This is a genomic window from Allobosea sp. 01N443 (genome assembly GCF_056399325.1).
This window is the reverse complement of the sequence record NZ_JBFTRC010000007.1, coordinates 50,208-65,185: the sequence shown is the minus strand read 5'-3', so window position 1 is coordinate 65,185 and position 14,978 is coordinate 50,208. Positions and strand designations below refer to the sequence as shown.

The following is a 14,978-nucleotide window of genomic DNA, read 5'->3' as shown; positions in this document are numbered from 1 at the left end:
CGTCAATTCGTCGCGATCGGGGTAACCGCGTCGCCGTCGCGCACGAAAGTGCCCGCGCGCGCGACCACGGTCTCGCCTTCGGCGAGACCGGAGGTGATCTCGATCCGGCCGTTTCCGGTCAGTCCCAGCGTCACCTTCTTGGTGCTGACCTTGCCGTCCTTGACGCTCTGCACCAGCGCTCCATTGCGCGAATAGGTGATGGCGGAGAGCGGTAGGGTGATGCTCGTCTTGCGCCCGGTTTCGATCACCCCGCGAGCAAAGGAGCCAAGCGCGACCGGCGGATTATCCTTAAGGGCGATTCGCACGCGCCCGAGCCGAGACGCCTTGTCGACCTGCGGTGCAATCAACCTGATCTCACCGACGAGCGGCTTCTGGGCTCCCGCCGGCGTGACTGCGACCCTCTGGCCGAGCTTAAGCGAGCTAAGTTCGACCTCCGCGACATCCGCCTCGAGTTCGATCGCACCATCGGCGATGATGCGGAAGAGGGGTTCGGTAGCGGCCAGGGGCGCCATGGCGCCAAGCTTGGCGCGGCGCTGGCTGACGATTCCGGCTGCGGGAGCCTTGATCTCGGTACGCGCGAGCTTCACGGCGATATCGCGCTCCTGCGCCTTGGCCAGCGCAAGATCTGCTGTCGCGATGGCAAGCGCATGCTGCGCCGAGTTGACGCGGGCGACCGTCGTCCTCGCCGCCGCAGACCGGAGATCGAAGGTCTCGATGCTGGCATTGCCCGAATCGCGCAGGGCCTTGGTCCGCTCGAAAGCATTCTCGGCCTGAACACGATTGGCTTCCGCTTCGCTGACCTGGGCCCTGGCCTGGGCGATCGCTGCTTCGGCACGCGCGATCTGTGCCTCGTTTTGGGTGTGAAGGACGTCAAGCGTCGTCCGAGAGAGGCGTGCCAGCACCTGGCCCGCCGTCACGCGGTCCCCCTCTTCCGCAAGGATCTCGACGAGCGCGAAGCCATCGATCTCTGGCGAAACCAGAACCTCGTCGCGCGCGATCATCGAGCCGGAGACCACGACGCTCTGCACGATTTCCGCGGTCGTGGCCGGGGTAACCGTCACGGCCGGGCCATGGGCGGGAGCCGTTGCCTGCGCGGCCGCGCTGGCTGGCGTCTGGGCCGAGGCCGAGACAGACGGCAGCAGCGCCAGGGTCAGCAGGGACAGGGCAGCCAGGCGCGTCAGCGCGAGGGGAAGCGGCAACATGGTGATAACCTTCGAATCAGTCATGGCTGATTTGTGTGTGGGGATTGCAGGCGCATTGCCTGAGCCAATCCGCGCATCGCGGTGAACATCGTCTCGGCAGCAGCTTCGGTGTCGAAATTCGGATCCAAGGCGCGCCGGCAGAAGAAGCCGTCGGCAAGCATCGACATCGCCTGCAGGAAGCGGACCTCGTCGAGATCGGCCGGCAGCTCGCCGCCGTCCTTGGCCGCGGAGACCGCGACCGTCAGGCCTGTCATGACCATGCCGTCGATATCGGCGCACATCGCCGCCATTTCCGGATTGCGTGCGGCTTCCGCCCAGATCTGCAACGCGATGATGGCCTTTTCGCGCGGCTCATCGACGAGATGCCGCCGCGCAAGTGCCTCGAGCTGGTCAAGGAGGTTGCCGGCGCGCGGATCAAGCGCCGCGAAATCTGCGACGATCGAAGCCCGGTCCCGCTCGGCCATCCCAGCGATGATCACGTCCTTGGAGGCGAAGTAGCGGTAAAGATTGCCCGGGCTCATGCCGGCCTCGGCCGCAACGTCATTCATCGTTGCGGCATGGAAACCGGCGCGCGCGAAGACGCGCTCCGCCGCATCGAGGATGCGCGAATGGCGCTCCGTCAGGGCGCGCTCGGAAGAGGCGAAGGCAAAGGGTGGTGGCAAACGAGGAATCCGAAATGAGAATGAACGTTCATTCTCATGACCTATCGTGAACTTGAAGTCAAGAAGCGTGCGCTCCCGGCGGAATCAGGGCGCCGCCATGCAAAAAACACCTGCGCGCCATGCAACCCTGGCGCATGAATTGCTTGCTCGGTCCCGCATGGAACCGCATTGTCAGTTCATGGATGGATGGTGCGCCACTGGGCGCGACCTTGGCGCGTGAGCGATCCGAAGCCCGTGATGAACGATCAGCCCTTTCGTCTCAGCGCTGCCCGCAAGCTCCGCTCCCCCCTTCGCCCCAGCAGGAACAGGCCGGCACCGAAGCCTGTCCTGATCGTCCTGCACCAGGAACATTCGACCTCCGGCCGGGTCGGCCGCCTTCTGGCGGCGCGGGGGCACGCGCTCGATATCCGCAAGCCGCGCTTCGGCGATCCGCTCCCGGTGACCATGCGCGATCATGCCGGCGCCGTGATCTTCGGCGGCCCGATGAGCGCCAACGACCCCGATGATTTCGTCAAGGCCGAGATCGACTGGATCGGCACCTGCCTGAAGGAAGAGGCCCCCTTTCTCGGCATCTGCCTGGGCGCCCAGATGCTCACGCGACATCTGGGCGGCACCGTCTACACGCACCCGCAGGGCCGGGCCGAGATCGGCTATTACGATCTTGCGCTGACGGAAGCCGGGCATTCGCATGCGAGCGAGGCCGGCTTCGCCTGGCCCTCGACCGTGTACCAATGGCATCGCGAGGGCTTCGATTGCCCTAGCGGCGCCGAATGCCTCGCAACCGGGGGCGATTTCCCGGTCCAGGCCATTCGCTCGGGCCCCAAGGCCTATGGCATCCAGTTTCATCCCGAGGTGACCCCGGCGATGATGTGCCGCTGGTCGGTGCGCGCGCATGAGCGCACCCTGATGCCCGGGGCCCAGCTGCGCCATCAGCATCTCGAAGGCTGGTATCGCTATGATCCCGCCGTCAGGGCCTGGCTCGACGGCTTCCTCGACCACTGGCTGCACGTGCCGGTGGATGGAGAGACCTCCCTCGCATGACCCGTACCTCGCTTGTCCTCGGCGCCGGCATTGTCGGCGTCTCCTGTGCGCTCGCGCTGCAGAAACGCGGCTTCATGGTCACCCTGATCGACCGGCGCGAGCCCGGCAGCGAAACCTCCTACGGCAATGCCGGCGTGGTCAGCCCGACCTCCGTCGTCCCGCTCAACAATCCCTCGCTCTGGAAGAGCCTGCCGAACTATCTCGGCAACCAGCACGCTGCCGTGCGCTATCGCTGGGGCCACCTGCTGCGGAATCCCGGCTGGGTCCTGCGCTTCCTCGCCGAGACGCGCCCATCCCGTCTCGCGCCGCGCGTTGCCGCACTCCAGGGTCTGACGGCTCAGGCCCTGACCTTGCACAAGGCGTGGATGGCAGAGGCTGGAATCAGCCATCGCCTGCGTGAAACCGGTACGCTGAAGCTCTGGCGCAGCGAGGCCGGTCAACAGGCTGCCCGCACCGAGCAGCAGTGGCTCGAGGATCATGGCTTTCGTGCCGACTATCTCGATCGGCAGGCCCTTTCGGCGGTCGAGCCCGATCTCAACCCGATCTTTTCGGCCGGCCTGTGGTTGCGGGACAACGGCTCGGTCGACTGGCCGCAGGCCGTGGTCGCAGCCTATGCGGCGCTCTTCGCCGCGCGCGGCGGCAAGATCGTCCGCGCCGCCGCCTCAGGGCTCTCCAGGACACCCCAGGGCTGGCGCGCTACGACCGATTCCGGCAGCTTCGATGCCGGAATCGCCGTGGTCGCGCTCGGCCCATGGAGCACCGACCTGCTGCACCCGCTCGGGCTGAGCGTCCCGCTCAATGTCGAGCGCGGTTATCACCGCCATTACAAGGCAGGCGACGGGCGCAGCCTTTCGCGCCCGTTCTACGACGTCGAATCCGCCTACTTCCTCGCGCCGATGGAAAAGGGCTACCGTCTGACCAGCGGTGTCGAGCTCGCAAACCGGGATGCGCCTTCGAATTTCGCGCAGATCGACGCCGTCCTGCCACGGGCGAAGGAAGCATTTGACCTGACCGAGGCGACCGAAGCCACGACCTGGCGCGGAGCCAGGCCGACCCTGCCCGATTCATTGCCGATGATCGGGGAAGCGCCGCGGAATCCCGGTCTCTGGCTCGCCTTCGGCAGCCAGCATATCGGCTTTGCGACGGGGCCCGTCACCGGCGAAATCCTGGCTGCGCAGATCTGCGGCGAGAAGCCGATCGCCGATCCGGCCCCATTCGCGCCGACGCGATATCTCTGATCCCGAGGATCCGGTCGCGCGCCCAGGCGAGCCCGATATCGCCAATCAGTCTCCGGCGCATCGGGCGAGAGCCGAAGCCTCTCCCCGAAATGCGCCCAGGACGCCTAAGCCGGCGCAGGCCGTCGCGTCAGACGACCACCCCGTCGAATGAGTGGCGCCTCAGACCTGCCGCGCCACCATCATCTTCTTGATCTCTGCGATCGCCTTGGCCGGGTTCAGGCCCTTCGGGCAGGCATTGGCGCAGTTCATGATCGTGTGGCAGCGATAGAGCCGGAAGGGGTCTTCCAGGTCGTCGAGGCGCTCGCCGGTGGCCTCATCGCGGGAGTCGATCAGCCAGCGATAGGCCTGAAGCAGCACGGCAGGACCGAGATAGCGGTCGCCATTCCACCAGTAGCTCGGGCAGGACGTCGAGCAGCAGGCGCAGAGGATACACTCATAAAGGCCGTCGAGCTTCTCGCGGTCCTCCTTGCCCTGCGCCCACTCCTTCTCCGGCGCCGGCGTCGTGGTCTTGAGCCAGGGCTCGACCGAAGCGTGCTGCGCATAGAAGCGTGTGAGGTCCGGCACCAGATCCTTGATCACCGGCATATGCGGCAGCGGATAGATCGCGACCTTGCCCTTCGAGCCGCACTCATCGATGCCAGTGGTGCAGGCCAGCCCGTTCTTGCCGTCCATATTCATGGCGCAGGAGCCGCAGATGCCCTCGCGGCAGGAGCGCCGGAAGGTCAGCGTCGGGTCGATCTTGTTCTTGATCCAGATCAGCGCGTCGAGGACCATCGGTCCGCAATCCTCGCGGTCGACATAATAGGTGTCGGTGCGCGGATTCTCGCCGGTATCCGGGTTCCAGCGATAAACCTTGAACTCGGTCAGCTTCTTGGCGCCGGCCGGCTTCGGCCAGGCCTTGCCTTCGGTCAGTCGTGAGTTCGCGGGGAGATTGAATTCGGCCATCGGTCAGATCGTCCTCAATACACCCGCGCCTTGGGCTTGATGTACTCGATATCGTTCGAGAGCGTGTAGGTATGAACCGGGCGGTCGTCGAGCGTGACGGTCCGCTTCTCGTCGTCGATCCAGGACAGGGTGTGCTTCATCCAGTCCTTGTCGTCGCGTTCCGGATAGTCCTCGCGGGCATGGGCGCCGCGGCTTTCCGGTCGGTTCAGCGCCGAATCCATGGTGACGACGGCCTGCGTGATCAGGTTGTCGAACTCGAGCGTCTCGACCAGATCCGAATTCCAGATCAGCGAACGGTCGGTGGTCGCGATGTCGGAGGCACCGGCCCAGACCTCGTGGATCAGCTTGTGGCCTTCCTGCAGCGTTTCGCCGGTGCGGTAGACGGCGCAGTTGTCCTGCATCGTCTTCTGCATGCGGTTGCGCAACTCCGCCGTCGGGGTGCCGCCCGAGGCATTGCGGAACTTGTCGAGGCGGGTCAGCGCGAGATCGGCCGAGGACTTCGGCAGCTCGGGCTGCTTTTCGCCCGGCGTCACGATTTCGGCGCAGCGCAAGCCGGCGGCACGTCCGAAGACGACCAGATCGATCAGCGAGTTCGAGCCGAGGCGGTTGGCGCCATGCACCGAGACGCAGGCCGCTTCGCCGATCGCCATCAGGCCAGGCACCACGGTATCGGGATTGCCGTCGACCTTGGTCAGCACCTCGCCATGATAGTTCGTCGGGATGCCGCCCATGTTGTAGTGCACCGTCGGCAGGACCGGGATCGGCTCGCGGGTGACGTCGACACCGGCGAAGATCTTGGCGCTCTCCGAGATGCCCGGCAGGCGCTCGTGCAGGATCTTCGGGTCGAGATGGTCGAGATGCAGGTAGATGTGGTCACCGTTCTTGCCGACGCCGCGTCCGCCACGAATCTCCATGGTCATTGAACGCGAGACGACGTCGCGAGAAGCCAGATCCTTGGCGGAGGGAGCGTAACGCTCCATGAAGCGCTCGCCCTCGGAATTGGTGAGATAACCGCCCTCGCCGCGAGCCCCCTCGGTGATCAGGCAGCCGGCGCCATAGATGCCGGTCGGGTGGAACTGCACGAACTCCATGTCCTGCAGCGGCAGGCCGGCACGCAGCACCATGCCGCCACCGTCGCCGGTGCAGGTATGGGCCGAAGTCGCCGAGAAATAGGCGCGGCCATAGCCGCCGGTCGCCATGATCGCCATCTTCGAGCGGAAGCGATGCAGCGTGCCGTCATCGAGCTTGAGCGCGATCACGCCGCGGCAGACGCCATCCTCGTCCATGATCAGGTCGATGGCGAAATATTCGATGAAGAACTCGGTGTTGTAGCGCAGCGCCTGGCCATAGAGCGTGTGCAGCATGGCGTGGCCGGTGCGGTCGGCGGCAGCGCAGGTGCGCTGGGCCGGAGGACCGTTGCCGAAATCGGTGGTCATGCCGCCGAAGGGACGCTGATAGATCTTGCCGTCCTCGGTGCGCGAGAACGGCACGCCCCAATGCTCGAGCTCATAGACGGCCGCCGGCGCATTGCGCACGAGATACTCGATCGCATCCTGGTCGCCGAGCCAGTCCGACCCCTTGACGGTGTCGTACATGTGCCACTGCCAGGTGTCCTTGCCCATGTTGCCAAGCGAAGCGGCAACGCCGCCCTGCGCCGCGACGGTGTGCGAGCGGGTCGGGAACACCTTGGAGATACAGGCAGTCCTCAGGCCCGCCTGCGAGCAGCCGACCGTCGCGCGCAGTCCCGCGCCGCCGGCGCCGACAACCACGACGTCGAAGGTGTGATCGGTGATCGGATAGGCCTGGCCTGTATAGGCCGGGACCGATTGGGCTCTGGTGATCGCCATCGGGTTCAGCCTCCGAAAGAGAGTTTCAGGATCGCGAAGACGCAAGCTGCGCCGATCGCGATCGCAAAGAAGGTGTTGGCCATCACGGCGAGGATCTTCAACCCTTCGTGGTGGACATAGTCCTCGATCACGACCTGCATGCCGAGACGCATATGGACCGCGCCCGACAGGGTGAAGAGCAGCATCAGGATCGCGACCAGCGGGTGCGAGAGCGTCGCGACAGCAGCCGCATAGGGCTTGCCGAAGAGCGAGATCACAACGCCGAGGAAGATGATCGTCAGAAAGACGTTCGCCACGGCGGTGACGCGCTGCAGCCAGAAATGGCCGGTGCCGGACTTGGCCGAGCCGAGACCGCGAACGCGGCCGAGCGGGGTACGCATGGAAGAATTTGACGACATGACGAAACTCCTCAGCGCATCGCGTAGGCGACGATCCAGAGCAGGATCGTCAGGCCCGCCGAGACGAAGACGCTGTACTTCGCCATATTCATGCGCGTCTCGGGGTCGTAGCCGTACCCCATGTCCCAGACGAAATGGCGCAGGCCGCCGACCATGTGGTGCAGCAGCGCAAAGGAATAGCCGAACAGCACGAGGCGCCCCAGGAAGGAGCCGGCGATCGCCTGAGCCGTTTCATAGGCCCCCGGCCCCGAGGCGGCGGCCACGAGCCAGGCGGCGATGAGGACCGTGCCGGCATAGAGCGCCGAGCCGGTGACGCGATGCGCGATCGACATCGCCATGGTCCAGGACCAGCGGTAGATTTGCAGATGCGGCGAAAGCGGGCGCGCGATCGGTTTGGTTTGGGCCAAGGTGAACTCTCCGACTCTGCGGCCCGCCGGGGGCCCGATCCATTTGGGAATGGTTCTAGAGTGATTGGCTCTCTATAGAAACCGTTCCCGCGCTGCAATGCGAGGCAGCGAATCGGTGGTTACATAAATCTCAATCTGTAACTTTATGCTTACGCGTCAGCGCGGCAACAGCACCCAATAATCGAGATCGAGGATGACACCACCGGCATATTGATCGCCCAGCTTCAAGGGGTACTCCCCGCAAGGCAGGTTCTTGGTCGCGACGAGACGCAGACGCAGGGCGCCGACATCGCTGCGGCCCGGCAACTCGGCCTTCTCCAGCACCTCGCTCCAGGCATAGACCGTATCGCCCGCGAAAAGTGGCGCGACATGCCTGCCACCATTGATCGCCGCGATGTGAAGGCCGTTTCCGAGACCGTTGTACGATAGGGCACGGGCCAGGCTGATGACATGGCCGCCATAGATCAATCTCTTGCCGAAACGCGTCTCGCGCGCGCCGTAGGCGTCGAAATGCACCTTTGCGGTGTTCTGGTAGAGACGGGTGGCAAGCTGATGCTCGGCTTCCTCCACGGTCATGCCGTCGACATGGTCGATGCGTTCGCCGACCGCATAATGGCCCCAGCGAAACGCCGAGCCCGCGAGCGCATCGTCATAGGCGGTGAGATCGAGTGTCGGGCAGCCCTCGCCAAGCTCTTCGGGAGCGACGACCTTCGGAAGTTCGGGCACCTGCTCGGCATGCGCCGGGGCTCCCGGTTCGCGTTTGCGCACCAGCACCCAGCGCGCATAGCTCAGCACGATTTCGCCCAGTTGGTTCCGGCCGATCGAGCGGACATAGACGATGCCGGCATCGCCCGCCGAGGTCTGCTTCAGGCCGATCACCTCCGAGGTGGTCGACAAGGTGTCGCCCGGATAGACCGGCCTGAGGAAGCGCCCATCCGCATAGCCGAGATTGGCGACGGCATTCAGCGAGACGTCCGGCACCGTCTTGCCGAAGACGATGTGGAAGACCAGCAGATCGTCGACCGGCGCCGCGGGATATCCTACCGCGCGTGCAAAACTGTCCGAAGACTGCACGGCGAAGCGCGACCCATAGAGCGCCGTATAGAGCGAGACGTCGCCGCTGGTCACGGTCCGTGGCGTGGCATGGACGATCGTCTCGCCCAGCCGGAAATCCTCGAAAAAGCGGCCAGGGCTGGTTTTGGAAGCGGGCAGCGTCGCAGTCTGGGACATCGGCGTCTCGCGTCTGGTTAGGCAGGCGGATTGTGCGCTGCCGTGAGACTCTGCGTCCAGCCCCGAGCCGCTGCGACGATGGGGTAATGCGCACGCCCGGAATGGTCGGCCGAGCGTCGACCATTCATCGAACGAGCCTCGCGGCCCTCCGCCGCGCCGCGACAGGAAGAGGCACGCAGCCTAGGCTACAATCGCCTGCAGCTTGGCGAGATCGACATTCGCGCCGCAGACCAGAACGCCCAGGCGCTCGCCCGGCGCCGGCTTGTAGGCTCCCGAGACCAGCGCGCCGAAGGCGGCCGCGCCACCGGGCTCGACGGCCAGCCGGAAATCGCGCCAGAGCCGCGCCTGCGCCTCGGTAATGGCGGCATCCGGCACGAGCGCAACGTGATCGACCGTGTCCTTGCAGGCGTCATAGACCAGCTGGCCGACATTGCGGGCGCCGAGCGAATCCGCGGCCACCGAGGCGACATCGACCGCGACCGGTCCCTTGGCTTCGAGCGCCGCCTGCAAGGCACGCGAGCCCGCGGGTTCGACGCCGACCACCTTGACCTTCGATCCTGCGAACCAGGAGGCGATTCCCGAGATCAACCCGCCGCCACCGACTGCGACAAGCACCGTATCGAGATCGGGCTCCTGCAAATCCCACTCGCGCCCGAGCGTGCCCTGACCGGCGATGGTCTCGACCGCGGCGAAGGGATGGATCTTGAGCGCGCCGGTTTCCGCGACGAAGCGATCGCAGGCAGCCTGCGCATCGTCATATTGCGCGCCGCCGACCACGGCCTCCGCGCCGAAGCGCCGGATCGCCTCGATCTTGGCCGCGGGCGAAATCTCCGGCACGAAGATCGTCGCCTTCACGCCGCGTTCGCGCGCCGCATAGGCCACCGCCGCACCGTGGTTGCCCCCGGATGCAGCAGAAACCCCGGCAGCAGGCACCGGCAGAGACAGCAGGTTATTGAAGGCGCCGCGCGTCTTGAAGGACCCCGCATGCTGCAGGCATTCGAGCTTGAGCGAGATGTCCCCCACGGATCCGAGCGCCCCCTTGCCCAAGCGCATGATCGGCGTCACGCGAGCATGGCCAGCGATGCGCGCGGCAGCCGCCTCGATCATGGAATGGGACACCGGACGGTCGGACATGGCGCGATCCTGATAGGCTGGGCGATCCGGCGCGAAGGTCCAGATCGCGATGGGAAGCCCGTGGCTATCGCGTCCCGGCGGATCGGGGAAGGGCTTTCCACGCCCGCCCCGGATGTGCCTGGCGACGATCAGCGCCGCGAACGCATCCAGCATATCGTCTGCAGCAGCTCCCCGCGGCGGCCGTGCGTGAACGCTCTCGACCGGCAAGCCTGCCGCGATCAGAAGTGCCCGTCGTTCGGCCATGCCCTCGGGGTTGATCGCCCCCCGGACCTTCTTCGGGCTCAGAAGAGGAGCGCCGCGCATCGTCCGAAAGGCAAGTTCGGGATGGGTTTCATAGACGTGCTCGCGCCACAGTGGCTCCCGCCTCAACAAGCCGTCGATCTCCCGGATCTTTGGGAACAGAAAGAAGCCCTGCTGGGAGACCTTGCGCGGTGGCTCGGAGGTCGCGACGGCCACGCCGCAAGCCTCCAGATACTCTGCAGCCTGGACTGCCGAGCGCGAGGGAATGGAGAACACCGAGGATTGCCGCTCGCCGAGCAGGCTGCGCACCGCCTGCTCGGGGCCACGTCCGGAGCCGACAATCCGGTCCGGCAGGCCGATCGGCATATCGACCGCCACGAGATCGGGCGGCGCCGATCCCGCAAAGAGCTCGGAGAAATGCGAGATCACGCGCAACTGCGGACGCAGGGGCGTAGCGTCGCCCAGGATCGCAACGATCCAGCCCGCCTTGCAGCCGTCGACGCCGGCGATCCAGCCCATTCGCCCCCCTCTTCACCTTTCGATGAACTGTCGTTGCATTGCAGTCACGTCTAGTGTGCACTGCAGCGAAATTCGATCAGCCGTCGTTAAGGAGTATCCCATGACAGCGATCCGCCCACGCCGCAGCGTCCTGTATATGCCTGGTTCGAATGCCCGTGCGCTTGAAAAGGCTCGCGAGATTGCCGCCGATGCGCTGATCCTCGATCTGGAGGATGCCGTCGCCCCGGATTCCAAGGACATGGCGCGCGAGCAGGTCTGCGCCGCGGTGAAGGCCGGAGGCTATGGTCGGCGCGAACTGGTCATTCGGGTGAACGGCGTCGACACGCCCTGGTTCGAAGCGGACCTCGCCGCAGCGACCGAGGCCAGGCCCGACGCGATCCTGATCCCGAAAGTGTCGGCCCCCGAGACCTTGATCGAGATCGGCCACAAGCTGACCGGCCTTTGGGCCGATCCGGCCATCCGGATCTGGGCGATGATCGAAACGCCGCTCGCCGTCCTGGACGCGGCGCGGATTGCCGCGGCGGCGAAGGATCCCTCGACGCGGCTCGCCTGCTTCGTGATGGGCACGAACGATCTCGCCAAGGAAACCCGCGCTCGCTTCGTGCCCGGCCGTGCGCCGATGCTGCCTTGGCTGGTGACGGCCGTCCTCGCCGCCCGTGCCCATGGCATCGACATCGTCGACGGCGTCTACAACGATCTCAAGAACGAGGATGGCTTTGCGGCCGAATGCGCGCAGGGCCGCGATCTCGGCTTCGATGGCAAGACGCTGATCCATCCCTCACAGGTCGCTGCGGCCAACGCCGCCTTCGCGCCGGATGATCATGAGCTTGCCCGCGCCAAGGCGATCATCACCGCCTTCGAACAGCCGGAGAATGCCGACAAGGGCGCGATCCAGCTCGACGGCCGCATGGTCGAGCGGCTTCATGCCGAGATGGCCAGGCGCGTCGTGGCGCTGAGCGAGGCGATCGCGGCGTAACCTGCGCGATACCCGGCCTTGCGCCGGAGGCCCGTCTCGATCTGGGTGATGGCATGAGATCATGGCCGGGACAGGCCCGGCCATGATGGCGAATACCGGGGTCTGGCCTCAGCCCTTGGCCTTCTTTGCCCGCTCCATCGCCTCGACGATGAGCTGCTTTGCCTTGGTGGCGTCACCCCAGCCGGTGAGCTTCACCCATTTCCCGGGCTCGAGATCCTTGTAGTGCTCGAAAAAATGCTGGATCTGGTCGAGCGTGATCTGCGGCAGGTCGGTGTAGTTGTGCACGTTCTCGTAGCGCTTGGTGAGCTTGGGCACCGGCACGGCGATGATCTTCTCGTCACCGCCGCCCTCGTCCTCCATCATCATCACGCCGATCGGCCGGACCGCGATGTAGGAGCCGGGAATCAGGGGGCGTGTATTGGCGACCAGGACATCGCAGGGGTCGCCATCCTCGGACAGCGTATGCGGGATGAAACCGTAGTTCCCGGGATAACGCATCGGGGTGTAGAGGAAGCGATCGACGAAGAGCGTGCCGGCTTCCTTGTCCATCTCGTACTTGATCGGCTCGCCACCAATGGCCACCTCGATGACCACATTGACTTCGTCGGGCGGATTCTTGCCGATGGAGATGGCATCTAGGCGCATGGGTCATACCTGTTGAGACAAAAAACTGGCGCGCCTTATGCGCGCTGTAGCGCAAAAGTCCAAGCCCGACCTTTAGGCGGACGGGGCATCAGGGTTTGCGCATGGCACTTCCCACTGATATCGGGCTGCAGATGATCAAGGATGGAACTTTGTGGTGTTGAACCTGCTGCGCCGCAACGATCAGCGTTATGCGCGGCGAATGGCCCGCATCGCGCGCTGGGACCGGCCGCTTACCGGCCGGGTCGACCGGCTGCGCGCCTGGGCCAACATGCTGCTGGTCGATCATGGCATCTTCCGCCTGGCCTATCTCAATGCCCACCGGGTCACGCCGCGCCTTTGGCGGGCCGCCCAGCCCGCGCCCACCGACGTCGCCTGGTTCGCCCGCCAGGGCGTCAAGACGATCGTCAACCTGCGCGGCGGTCGCGAGCACGGCGCCTGGCCGCTGCAGCGCGAAGCCTGCGAACGTCACAACATCGCACTGGTCGAATTCGTGCTGCGTTCGCGTGGTGCACCTGACCGCGAGACGATCCTCGGCTCCAAGGCCTTCTTCGAGGGCCTGAAGGAACCTGCGCTGGTGCATTGCAAATCGGGCGCGGACCGGGCTGGCTTTTTCTCGGCGCTCTATCTGCTGGTGCACGAGAACCGCCCGCTCGACGAAGCCATGAAACAGCTCTCGTTGCGCTACGGCCATTTCCGCTTCGCCAAGACCGGGATCCTCGACGCGTTCTTCGAAGCCTATGCCCGCGAGGGCGAGGCCAAGGGCATCGCCTTCCTCGACTGGGTCGAGCGCAGCTACGATCCCGAGGTGCTCGAGAGAGACTTCAAGACGGGCTTTCTGTCTTCGCTGATCGCCGACCGCCTGATCCGGCGCGAGTAGACCTGCTCAACGCGCCGCACGCGGCAGGGCAGGAGCGCCCCCCATCCGCGTCCAGGTAAACTGGATATGCGCCATCATGCGCGCGAACGAAACGCATCCGATCGCGGTGAGCAGCGCCACCGACAAAGTCCCGAACCACCACATAACCAACGCGGCACCGGCCAGCGAAACCGCATTCGTCATCATCTGCCGTCGCGGATACAGCGACAGTGAACCGATCTCGTGCAGCGGTCCGACCAGGGTACTGCAGCCATAGAACAGCGAGAGCAGCGCCATGGTCTCGCCGACCCCTTCCCATTGCGTGCCCTCGAGCACGTAGTCGGCCCCGAGTGCGGCGATGGCGACGCCGGCGAAGAGCACGACGACAATGGCAACCATGCCCATGGTGATCCGACGGGCCCAATGTTGCCGATCCGCTCCCTCGCGCTTGCGCAGATCATTCATCGCCAGCGGCGTGACCGCCGCGTTGAACAATTGCATCGGCATTTCCAGCAGGCGCATGGCAAGGGCGACATGCGCCGCCAGAAGGGCGTTGCCGGCGAAGGGCAGCGCCAGCAGCGGCGCCACCATGAAACCGAAGGACAGCAGCGCCGAGGGCAGCAGATAGGTCGGCGCCGTGCGCCAGCGTATCGCCGACTCCATCAGTTCCCGGTGCGACCAGCAGCGCAGCCTCACGAAGCCGATCAGCGCCTTGTGACGGCGCCAGACCAGGTAGATCGCAGCCATCGCGTGGCCGAAGGCATCGGCGGCGAACAGCGCAAGCGCCGTCGGGCCGAGCGGCCAGATCAGCAGGATCATCATGGCCGGCTGGACGATCGCCTGCACGACATTGCTGTTGCCGATCGTCGTGAAATCACCCTCGGCGGTCGCCTCGGCGGTCATCAGCCTGATGGCCGCACGGCTGGCCAACGAAATCAGGAAGAGCGCACCAAAGCCGCGCAGGACCCAGCCCGCGGACGCCGCGAACAGGATTGCCGCAGTCATCCCGGCAAGGAAAACCAGTCCCGCAGCGAAGGCCAGTCGAAACGCCCTGCCGAGACGCACCCTGTCATTGCTCTGAAAGAACACGGCCTCGAAGCGCAGCAGAACTGCGATCGCGACGAAATTGGCCAGCGCCGAAAAGATCGCGAAATCCGCGAAAACCTTGGGTGGGCACAGGGCCGCTGCGAAGAGCAGGCCCCATACCGAAAGAATCCGCGCCTGGACGAAGCGCAGCGCCAGCATCAAGCCGTTGCGGAGACCGGTGCGCCTGACGGGAGAGCCATCGGCCGCGATCGGCTCGGCCGGAACGGGCGCCGACGCGGCCGCTGCAAAGCCGCCCCTGTCCAGTGCGAGTTGCGCAGCCATATCCACGTCCCCGGTCGGGATGTCGGGCAGGTCGTCTTCGCTCGACCGGGGGCCGTGGCGCTCGCCTGCCGGAGTTCGCTCGCGATCAACCCCTTCGATCACGTCGCTTCACTCCGCAGGCTGCACGCTGCGCCGGTATGGTTAACGCACGGTAAATTTGCAGGCACTTTCGCTGGTCGCGCCGGGGAGGGTTCTCGCTACCATGCGAGCTGTGGCGGAAAAGTGGCAAAACCCGTCATTTATCAGCGTTCTAACTGAGCTCCATTGTCA

The 14,978-nt window shown here is 65.4% G+C and carries 14 protein-coding genes; 4 read left to right on the top strand and 10 right to left on the bottom strand.

Annotated features, from left to right (window positions below; all coding sequences use genetic code 11):
* Positions 1 to 2: 2 nt before the first annotated feature.
* Together AC1DRP_RS03900 and AC1DRP_RS03895 are read right to left on the bottom strand one after the other, a co-directional pair.
* Complete coding sequence (locus tag AC1DRP_RS03900; RefSeq protein WP_441492730.1) at positions 3 to 1,202, bottom strand: efflux RND transporter periplasmic adaptor subunit; 1,200 nt, start codon at positions 1,200 to 1,202, stop codon at positions 3 to 5.
* A gap of 20 nt (positions 1,203 to 1,222) precedes the next feature.
* The gene (locus tag AC1DRP_RS03895) at positions 1,223 to 1,864 is read right to left on the bottom strand and encodes a TetR/AcrR family transcriptional regulator (protein WP_441492729.1); all 642 of its coding nucleotides are present in this window, start codon (positions 1,862 to 1,864) and stop codon (positions 1,223 to 1,225) included.
* 237 nt (positions 1,865 to 2,101) lie between these two features.
* Here AC1DRP_RS03895 and AC1DRP_RS03890 point away from each other — a divergent pair, with 237 nt between their 5' ends.
* Positions 2,102 to 2,905, top strand: a complete 804-nt coding sequence (locus AC1DRP_RS03890) for a glutamine amidotransferase (protein WP_441492728.1) — start codon at positions 2,102 to 2,104, stop codon at positions 2,903 to 2,905.
* Positions 2,902 to 4,143: an NAD(P)/FAD-dependent oxidoreductase gene (locus AC1DRP_RS03885; RefSeq protein ID WP_441507428.1), complete on the top strand. Its 1,242-nt coding sequence runs from the start codon at positions 2,902 to 2,904 to the stop codon at positions 4,141 to 4,143. Before AC1DRP_RS03890 ends, AC1DRP_RS03885 begins: the two co-directional genes overlap by 4 nt.
* 159 nt (positions 4,144 to 4,302) lie before the next feature.
* Here AC1DRP_RS03885 and AC1DRP_RS03880 read toward each other — a convergent pair whose 3' ends face one another.
* The 6 genes from AC1DRP_RS03880 to AC1DRP_RS03855 form a co-directional block, all read right to left on the bottom strand.
* Positions 4,303 to 5,088, bottom strand: coding sequence for a succinate dehydrogenase iron-sulfur subunit (locus tag AC1DRP_RS03880; RefSeq protein ID WP_069878688.1), 786 nt, complete (start codon positions 5,086 to 5,088; stop codon positions 4,303 to 4,305).
* Between the two features lie 14 nt (positions 5,089 to 5,102).
* Positions 5,103 to 6,935, bottom strand: a complete 1,833-nt coding sequence (sdhA, locus tag AC1DRP_RS03875) for a succinate dehydrogenase flavoprotein subunit (protein ID WP_043242101.1) — start codon at positions 6,933 to 6,935, stop codon at positions 5,103 to 5,105.
* A gap of 5 nt (positions 6,936 to 6,940) precedes the next feature.
* Positions 6,941 to 7,333, bottom strand: a complete 393-nt coding sequence (gene sdhD, locus AC1DRP_RS03870) for a succinate dehydrogenase, hydrophobic membrane anchor protein (RefSeq protein ID WP_069878686.1) — start codon at positions 7,331 to 7,333, stop codon at positions 6,941 to 6,943.
* 11 nt (positions 7,334 to 7,344) lie between these two features.
* The gene (gene sdhC / locus AC1DRP_RS03865) at positions 7,345 to 7,740 is read right to left on the bottom strand and encodes a succinate dehydrogenase, cytochrome b556 subunit (RefSeq protein WP_441507429.1); all 396 of its coding nucleotides are present in this window, start codon (positions 7,738 to 7,740) and stop codon (positions 7,345 to 7,347) included.
* Between the two features lie 156 nt (positions 7,741 to 7,896).
* A complete protein-coding gene (locus AC1DRP_RS03860) occupies positions 7,897 to 8,970 on the bottom strand; it encodes a MaoC family dehydratase (RefSeq protein WP_476767833.1) in 1,074 nt (357 codons plus the stop codon).
* 180 nt (positions 8,971 to 9,150) lie between these two features.
* Positions 9,151 to 10,863 carry a serine/threonine dehydratase gene (locus AC1DRP_RS03855; protein ID WP_476767832.1) on the bottom strand — a complete coding sequence of 571 codons (1,713 nt, stop codon included), beginning with the start codon at positions 10,861 to 10,863 and terminating at the stop codon, positions 9,151 to 9,153.
* Positions 10,864 to 10,963: 100 nt separating this feature from the next.
* Between AC1DRP_RS03855 and AC1DRP_RS03850 the strand changes: the two genes are divergently transcribed.
* Positions 10,964 to 11,839 carry an HpcH/HpaI aldolase/citrate lyase family protein gene (locus AC1DRP_RS03850; protein WP_476767831.1) on the top strand — a complete coding sequence of 292 codons (876 nt, stop codon included), beginning with the start codon at positions 10,964 to 10,966 and terminating at the stop codon, positions 11,837 to 11,839.
* Positions 11,840 to 11,947: 108 nt separating this feature from the next.
* Here the strand turns inward: AC1DRP_RS03850 and ppa are convergent, their stop codons facing one another.
* Positions 11,948 to 12,484 (bottom strand): inorganic diphosphatase, encoded by a 537-nt coding sequence (ppa, locus tag AC1DRP_RS03845; protein WP_441492722.1) that lies wholly within the window; start codon positions 12,482 to 12,484, stop codon positions 11,948 to 11,950.
* A gap of 154 nt (positions 12,485 to 12,638) precedes the next feature.
* Between ppa and AC1DRP_RS03840 the strand changes: the two genes are divergently transcribed.
* Positions 12,639 to 13,361, top strand: coding sequence for a fused DSP-PTPase phosphatase/NAD kinase-like protein (locus AC1DRP_RS03840; RefSeq protein ID WP_476767830.1), 723 nt, complete (start codon positions 12,639 to 12,641; stop codon positions 13,359 to 13,361).
* A gap of 6 nt (positions 13,362 to 13,367) precedes the next feature.
* On the opposite strand, the gene AC1DRP_RS03835 is transcribed toward AC1DRP_RS03840, so the two are convergent.
* A complete protein-coding gene (locus tag AC1DRP_RS03835; RefSeq protein ID WP_476767829.1) occupies positions 13,368 to 14,810 on the bottom strand; it encodes a lipopolysaccharide biosynthesis protein in 1,443 nt (480 codons plus the stop codon).
* Between the last annotated feature and the right edge of the window lie 168 nt (positions 14,811 to 14,978).